The following is a 6,773-nucleotide window of genomic DNA, read 5'->3' on the forward strand; positions in this document are numbered from 1 at the left end:
GCTAGAGAGCGTTAGACGTCGCTCGACAGGCAGGCCGATATAACTCTATTGGGCTGTCTAGCTTCCCCACTAGACAGCCCAATAGAGGTCTAGGGGCGTCGCTCAGACCGGTTGAGCGCGCAGGAACCTACCGAAGTGCGGCACCGTGAACGCGATCAGGCCGCGCTCGGCGCTGTAGATGAGCCCTTTCTTGATGAGGCTGTCGCGGGCGGGAGAGAGGCTGGACGGCTTGCGCCCGAGGGCGTCGGCCACCTCGGCGGTCGCGACCGGCTCGTCGCCGATCTGCGCCATGGCGTGCATGTAGTCGCGCTCGGCCGGGGTGGCCCGCTCGTAGCGGCTACCGAAGAACCCGACGGCGAGCTCCTCCTCGGCCTCCGGCGCGGAGACCTTGACGTCGTCGATCGTGATCGGGCTGCGCGGCGCGAGATCCCACGCGACCTTGCCGTAGGCCTGGACGAAATAGGGATAGCCGTCGGCGGCTTCGTAGAGCGCGTCGAGCGCCTCCTGGGTGAACTCCACCTCTTCCTCACGCGCCGGCAGGATCAGCGCCATGTCGGCGGCGTCGCGGTCGAGCTTGTCGATGCGCGCGTAGCGGAAGAGCCGCTCGGAATAGCTCTTGCTGGCCGACAACACGCTCGGCAGGTGCGGCAGCCCGGCACCGACCACGATCAGCGGCCCGCCCGTCTGCGACAGCTCGTGGCAGGCGGCGCAGAGCGCGGAGACGTCGGCGGGCTGCACGTCCTGCATCTCGTCGATGAACAGGGCGATGCCCACCGCGAGGTCGGTGGCCACGCCGGCGGCGTCGACGAACAGCTCGGTGAGGTCGATCTCCAGGTCGCCGGAGTCGGCGCGTCCGCGGCTGGCGGGCACCTCGATGCCGGGCGACCAGTGGGAGGTGCCCTTGGCCGCGGCCGGGTCGCGCATGGCGAACGCCTTCAGCACCCCGAGGAACTCCTCGATGCGCTCGGGCGCGCGGTGCCGCGGGGCCAGCTCGCGGATCGCCATGTGCAGGGCGGCCGCGACCGGCCGCCTGATCGACTGGTCGGGCCGGGCCTCGATCTTGCCCGTGCCCCACAACCGCTGCATGGCCATGGACTTGAACGTGTTGAGCAGGACGGTCTTGCCGACCCCCCGCAGGCCGGTGACGACCATGCTGCGCTCGGGCCGCCCACGGGCCACTCGCTCCAGCACGACCTCGAACTGCTGCAGCTCTCGATCGCGCCCGGCGAGCTCCGGCGGACGCTGCCCGGCGCCGGGAGCATAGGGGTTGCGCACAGGATCCACGCTCTCGGACTCTATTGCCGGATATAGCGGCCGTCTTAGATTTGGGAAGAAAGTGCTACGGCGTGTCCGGACAGGGGCCGGCGCGAGCACCGTCATCGGACACACCCCCTCACCAGGCCGAACCCTTGTTCGATTGCGGTACCCAAGACTGTAGCGCGGACTCGAACATCTATGCGATGGTTTCGAGTAAAGATCTTCGCAACACCTCGGAACCCGCTGCGGCGACGGACATGTACGCCGGGCACGACCGCGCCACGACGCAGGTGGTGCACTTGGCAGCCGTGCCGCCCGCGCAATAGCGTTCGGGACCATGCGGACCTTCGCGAATGTTCAGGAGCTCAAGGCGGCCGTCGGCGAGAAGTTCGGCCCCACCGAGTGGCAGACGGTGACCCAGGACCAGGTCAACCTCTTCGCCGACGCCACCCATGACCACCAGTGGATCCACGTGGACGTCGAGCGCGCCAAGGAGGGCCCGTTCGGCGGCACGATCGCCCACGGCTACCTGACCCTGTCGCTGCTGCCGTCGTTCATGTTCGAGCTGGTCAAGGTCGAAGGCATCGCCATGGGCGTCAACTACGGCCTCAACAAGGTCCGCTTCCCCCGGCCCGTCCCCGTCGGCGCGCGCGTCAGGGCCGCCGGCGAGCTCTCCGACGTCAAGGGCACGCCCGCGGGCTATCTGTCCAACCTGAAGATGACCATCGAGATCGAGGGCGAGCGGCGCCCCGCCTGCGTCGCCGAGACCCTCATCCTGTACGTGCCCGTCGAATAGTCCTCGCGGCGGCCGGGAGTCAGAGAATGATCGCGGCGAGCGCCGCCAGGCCGATGAGGGCGAGGTAGGCCAGCACGAGCCGGGTGTCCCTGAGCAGGCACTTGCTCCGGGTCAGCCCGGCTCGCCGCGCCCTCCAATAGCCGGCGAACCCCAACACCGCGAACCCGAGCACCGCCCACGGCCCGAGCAGCCAGGCCAGCAGCGCCACCGTCGCGTACACGCACAACCGCAGCGGATCGTACGGCTCCTTGTTCACGACACCACCTCGAACGGGGCCCGGGGCCGCGCGGCCACCGCGGACAACCGCTGCCGCGACAACTGCGGCCAGGCCTGCACGGCGCAGAACGGCGCGCACTGGTCCTGCTCGGCCCGCGTTCCCACGTGCACGCAGCACTGCGTGAGCCGTTCCTCGATCATGGTCGAGATGTCCATGAACGGTTTGACGGTGATGCGTACGATCCGCTCCCCCATCATCCTGCGCAACTTCCTGCGCCGGCCGGGCAGGGCCGACGACGCCAGCGCGAGGAGAGTGGAGACGCCGAGGTCGCAGTTCTCGCAGATGTTGCGCCACAGGTCGCCGATCTGCGGGTGCGAGAGCGACGACTGCTCCGACAGCAGCCCGAGCAGGGACTCCTGTACGGCCAGCCGCAACTCGCGCGGGATCTCGGTGTCGGCGATGCGGTTGGAGACCAGGCCCAGGTTCGCCTTGAGCCGGTCGTGCCCGATCAACGCCGTCAGCGAACGCCACTCATGGGCGTCGTCGCGGATGAGGTAGCCGACCGAGCAGCAGTGCGGGTGGGAGCAGGGCAGCGCCGTCAGGTCGCGCCAGGTGACCAGGCCGCCGGTCTGCGGGCCCAGGCGGCTGAGCACGCCGGTGTGGGTGAGGCGGTCCTCCGGGTCGATGGCGCCCGACCTGCCGGAGCCGAACTGGGGCTGGAGCGACACACCCCCGACGTACGGGGTGTCGAGGGCGAGGCGTACGACGTCGCCGATCTCGCCGTCGTTGACGCCGAGCGCGGCGGTCATCACCAGGGTGGTGAAGATCTCGCGTTCGGACAGGCGCTGCACGGCCTGCGCCTTGATGCGGGTCAGGTCGCCGCCCCTGTGGTGTTTCGAGGCCTCGGCCGAACCGTCGTACTGGAGGTAGACCTCGACGCGCTCCCTGTGCTCGGTCAGCAGGTCGAGCAGGGCGTCGTCCCTGGCGATGAGCACGCCGTTCGTGTTGATCAGGATGCGGGTGACCGGGCGGTCCTGGAGCTCGGCGAGGAGGGTGGCGAGTTCGGGGTGGAGGGTCGGCTCGCCGCCGCTCAGCATGAGGACGTCGAGTTTGCCGTTCTCGCGGTGGAGGCGCTGGTCGACGTTCGCGAGGATGTCGGGCACGGGGACGACGCCCGTCAGGTCGGGCGAGCTGTCAGCGAAACAGGTGGGGCAGCGCAGGTTGCAGGCTTCCGCGATGTCCTGGAGGAGGATGCAGGTGTGCTGGGTCTGCATCTCGGGGAGGCCGTGGAGGTACGCCTCGGGGATCTGGCGGAAGTTCCCCGCCACGTCCGGCATGTGCTGCTTGGTGGGGGCAGTCCATTCTTCGAGGTACGCCAGGATTTTCGGGTCTTCGTCATACAAAGTCCGGATATATCCGTGTTCGCGACATCCGCGTTCCAACCAGACCTTGCCGTCACGCTCGGCCAGGTAGCCGCTCAGCCGCTCCACCCGATCGAGGTCACGGCCATGACAGCTCGGGCAGAACGCGTTGACGTACCGGAGAATGCGGTCGCCCCGCAGCCCCATCCCTGTGCTCAAGACATGACCTTCCGGTTGAAGAAGAGGGAGACGTAGTAGCCGCGCCGCCAGCCGTACCCCAGCCTGAGGGCGAGCAGCAGCATGCCCGGGATCAGGAACCACTGCGGCCTGGTCAGATCCAGCCAGACCGTCTCGTTGGCCCGGGTGAACTCGACGAGGAAACGGAAGACGGCGTACGCGGCGACATAGAGGGTGAACAACTCCCCCGGCTGGGTGAGCCGTTTGCGGGCCCAGAGCAGCGCGGCGAACACGGCGAGCTGGAAGACGATCTCGTAGACGAACGACGGGTGCATCGCCTGGCCGGTAAGACAACCCGGGCACTCAGGGGTGGCCGGCGGAGCGTGCACGCCCCACGGCAGGTCGGTAGGTCTGCCCGGCGCCTCCGTCAGATGGCAGCCGATCCGGCCCACCGCCATCCCCAGCGCCACCGCCGGGGCGAACAGGTCACCGGTGCGCTCCCTGTAGCCGATGAGCCTCTTGGCCACCAGGACGCCCACGTACGCGCCCGTCAGGCCGCCGAGGATGCTGCGGGAGCCGTACAGCCAGAGGTCCTCCGCGTCGAGCGTCTCCAGCCAGCCCGCCAGGCGCATCCCGACGGCCCCGCCCACCAGCGCCCCGGCGACCGCGATCAACGACTGCTCGTTGAGCGCGCCACGCCTCCTCGCCTCCCGCACGAAGACCACGGATGCCACCAGGACGCCCAGGCCGACGAAGATCTCGTGGAGGGGCATGCTTCAGCCGTACACGCTGGGGTTGAGCCCGGTGCACATGCCCGCCGTCAAGATCGACCAGAGCGCCCACCCGATCATCAGCCCGAGACCGGTGCCTCTCGCCCAGACCTTGCCGCGCACCAGGCACAATCCGATGCCCGCCCCCAGGCCGACGAGCGCCAGGACGACCGCGCCGGCGATCACTATGGGGGTGGAGTTGGCCTCGGACTCGACGGCGGCGAGGAAGACGGCGAACCCGACGACCACGTTGATGACGCTGTAGCCCACCAGGCCGACGAACGCGAACGCGACCAGCACGCCGGCGGAGCCGCCTTGCGAGGGAGGCGGCGGCGGTCCGTACGGCGGGTGCTGGTAGGGCGGCTGGCCTGGGTACGGGCCCTCGCGGGGTGGGCCGTACGGCGACGGCCCCTGAGACGGAGCCCTGTGGGGCGGCGGCTGCTGCGGCGCCGGCTCATGTGGGGAAGGTCCCTGTGGTGGCGCCCATCCCTGCTCCGGCCCCTCGTCACCCGGCGTGCTCACTGACGCTCACCCCCTAGTCGGGATCAGACTAGGAGCAAACGGTTGACTTTGGCCAACAAGCCCCTGGCCACCCCCACCCTTCACCCCCCTTCCGAGTAATAGATCGCCGCCTGCACACGGCTCTTCAGGCCCAGTTTGTTCAGCAAGCGGCTGACGTGCGTCTTCGTCGTGGCCTCCGCCATGTCGAGCTCGCGGGCGATCTCGGCGTTGGACATGCCCCTCCCGATGCAGGCCAGCACCTCTCGCTCCCGTGGCGTCAGGCTCTCCGGCCCGGGACGCGGCTCCCTGCGCGGCGCCTGCTCCGCGAACGCGGTGATCAACCTGCGCGTGACCCCGGGCGAGATGAGCCCGTCGCCCCGCGCCACCACTCGCACCGCATCGACCAGCGCATCGGCGTCAGCGTTCTTCAGCAAGAAGCCGGCGGCCCCGGCCCGCAGCGCCCCGAACACATATTCGTCCACATCGAACGTCGTCAGGATCAGCACATCACACACCCCCGACAGTTCTCTGGCGGCGGAGATGCCGTCGAGCCGGGGCATGCGCACGTCCATCAACACCACATCCGGCCGCGCCTGCCTGGCCATCGCCACGGCCTGCTCGCCGTCGGCCGCCTCACCGACCACCTCGATGTCGTCCGCACCGTCGAGAATCAGCACGATCCCGGCCCTGACCGCCGCGTGATCGTCGGCCACCAGCACCCTGATGGTCACCCGTCCACCTCCACCACGTCACCGCTTCTCACGACTTGTCACCGAGAACCACGGGCAGCACCGCGGCGACCCGCCATCCGTCCCCGCGAGGACCCGCCTCGAAGGAGCCCTCGACCAGGGACACCCGCTCCCGCATCCCGATCAGCCCCGCCCCGGCGCCCGGCAGCCGCGCGTCGCTCCCCTGGAGGGGGTTGGCCACCGTCAACGTCACCTGCTCAGGGTGGTAGGACACGACGACCTCCACCGGGGAGTCGCCGTGCTTGAGCGCGTTGGTCAGCGCCTCCTGCAGGATGCGGTAGCCCGCCAGATCGACCGCCGCGGGCACCTCGCGCGGCTCGCCCTCCACCCGGAACTCCACCTCCATGCCCGCCCGCTCGGCCCTGTCGACCAGGCTTTCCGCATCGGCCAGCCGTGGCCGGGTCACCTCGTCCGCATCGTCGCCCTCATGCCGCAGCAGCCCGATCATGGACCGCATCTCGGCCATGCCTTTCAGGCTGTTCTCGCGTACGGACTCCATGATCTTCCGCACCGTCGCCCGGTCGAGGTCCTTGCGCGAGAGCGCGGCCGTGGACTGGATGGCGATGGCGCTGAAGTGGTTGGCGATCATGTCGTGCAGCTCGCGGGCCATCCGGGTGCGCTCGGCCGCCACCGCCGCCTGCCGGTCGAGCTCGGCGAGATGCGCCACCTGCTCGGCCCGCTCCCGTTCGGCCGCCGCCCGGTCCCGCTGCTCCCGCACCACCATCGCCGTGGTGACCGGAGTGACCAGCACGAGCCCGGCCTGGATGCCCATGACGGCCGGCAGCAGCCAGTCACCCTCCACGAACCCCGTCACCGCCCCCACGGCGACCGCCAGCACAGCGCAGACCCCCAGCAGCCACCGGGCCAGCCTGGCCGGCCCATAGAGCGCGGCGGCGTAAAGGTTGTCGGTGAAGATCAGAACCGTGCCCAGCGACGGCCCCACCG

The 6,773-nt window shown here is 69.5% G+C and carries 8 protein-coding genes; 1 reads left to right on the forward strand and 7 read right to left on the reverse strand.

Annotation, left to right across the window (positions count from 1 at the left end):
- Positions 1 to 102 precede the first annotated feature (102 nt).
- Entirely contained in the window at positions 103 to 1,284 is a 1,182-nt protein-coding gene (locus tag GUY59_RS18190; RefSeq protein ID WP_132341622.1) for an ATP-binding protein, read from the reverse strand.
- Positions 1,285 to 1,594: 310 nt separating this feature from the next.
- Here GUY59_RS18190 and GUY59_RS18195 point away from each other — a divergent pair, with 310 nt between their 5' ends.
- Positions 1,595 to 2,053 carry a MaoC family dehydratase gene (locus GUY59_RS18195; protein ID WP_138201573.1) on the forward strand — a complete coding sequence of 153 codons (459 nt, stop codon included), beginning with the start codon at positions 1,595 to 1,597 and terminating at the stop codon, positions 2,051 to 2,053.
- A 19-nt stretch (positions 2,054 to 2,072) separates the two neighbouring features.
- Here GUY59_RS18195 and GUY59_RS18200 read toward each other — a convergent pair whose 3' ends face one another.
- The 6 genes from GUY59_RS18200 to GUY59_RS18225 form a co-directional block, all read right to left on the reverse strand.
- The gene (locus GUY59_RS18200; protein ID WP_132341617.1) at positions 2,073 to 2,309 is read right to left on the reverse strand and encodes a hypothetical protein; all 237 of its coding nucleotides are present in this window, start codon (positions 2,307 to 2,309) and stop codon (positions 2,073 to 2,075) included.
- Positions 2,306 to 3,850 carry a radical SAM protein gene (locus GUY59_RS18205; protein ID WP_138201572.1) on the reverse strand — a complete coding sequence of 515 codons (1,545 nt, stop codon included), beginning with the start codon at positions 3,848 to 3,850 and terminating at the stop codon, positions 2,306 to 2,308. The genes GUY59_RS18200 and GUY59_RS18205 overlap by 4 nt, the downstream gene beginning before the upstream one ends.
- Complete coding sequence (locus tag GUY59_RS18210; protein WP_132341613.1) at positions 3,847 to 4,581, reverse strand: prolipoprotein diacylglyceryl transferase; 735 nt, start codon at positions 4,579 to 4,581, stop codon at positions 3,847 to 3,849. The genes GUY59_RS18205 and GUY59_RS18210 overlap by 4 nt, the downstream gene beginning before the upstream one ends.
- Positions 4,582 to 4,584: 3 nt before the next feature.
- Entirely contained in the window at positions 4,585 to 4,878 is a 294-nt protein-coding gene (locus tag GUY59_RS18215) for a hypothetical protein (RefSeq protein ID WP_138201571.1), read from the reverse strand.
- Between the two features lie 302 nt (positions 4,879 to 5,180).
- Positions 5,181 to 5,804, reverse strand: coding sequence for a response regulator (locus GUY59_RS18220; RefSeq protein WP_252374914.1), 624 nt, complete (start codon positions 5,802 to 5,804; stop codon positions 5,181 to 5,183).
- Positions 5,805 to 5,838: 34 nt separating this feature from the next.
- A partial coding sequence (locus GUY59_RS18225; RefSeq protein ID WP_161714593.1) for a sensor histidine kinase occupies positions 5,839 to 6,773 on the reverse strand: 935 nt, incomplete at its 5' end.

The sequence above is a fragment of the Nonomuraea sp. K271 genome (genome assembly GCF_009908215.1).
In the GTDB taxonomy this organism is placed as follows: Bacteria; Actinomycetota; Actinomycetes; order Streptosporangiales; family Streptosporangiaceae; genus Nonomuraea; species Nonomuraea longispora.

Coding starts and splice junctions, on each gene's coding strand:
- GUY59_RS18195 (WP_138201573.1), top strand. CDS start 1,595: ATGCGGACCTTCGCGAATGTTCAGGAGCTCAAGGCGGCCGTCGGCGAG.
- GUY59_RS18210 (WP_132341613.1), bottom strand. CDS start 4,581: ATGCCCCTCCACGAGATCTTCGTCGGCCTGGGCGTCCTGGTGGCATCC.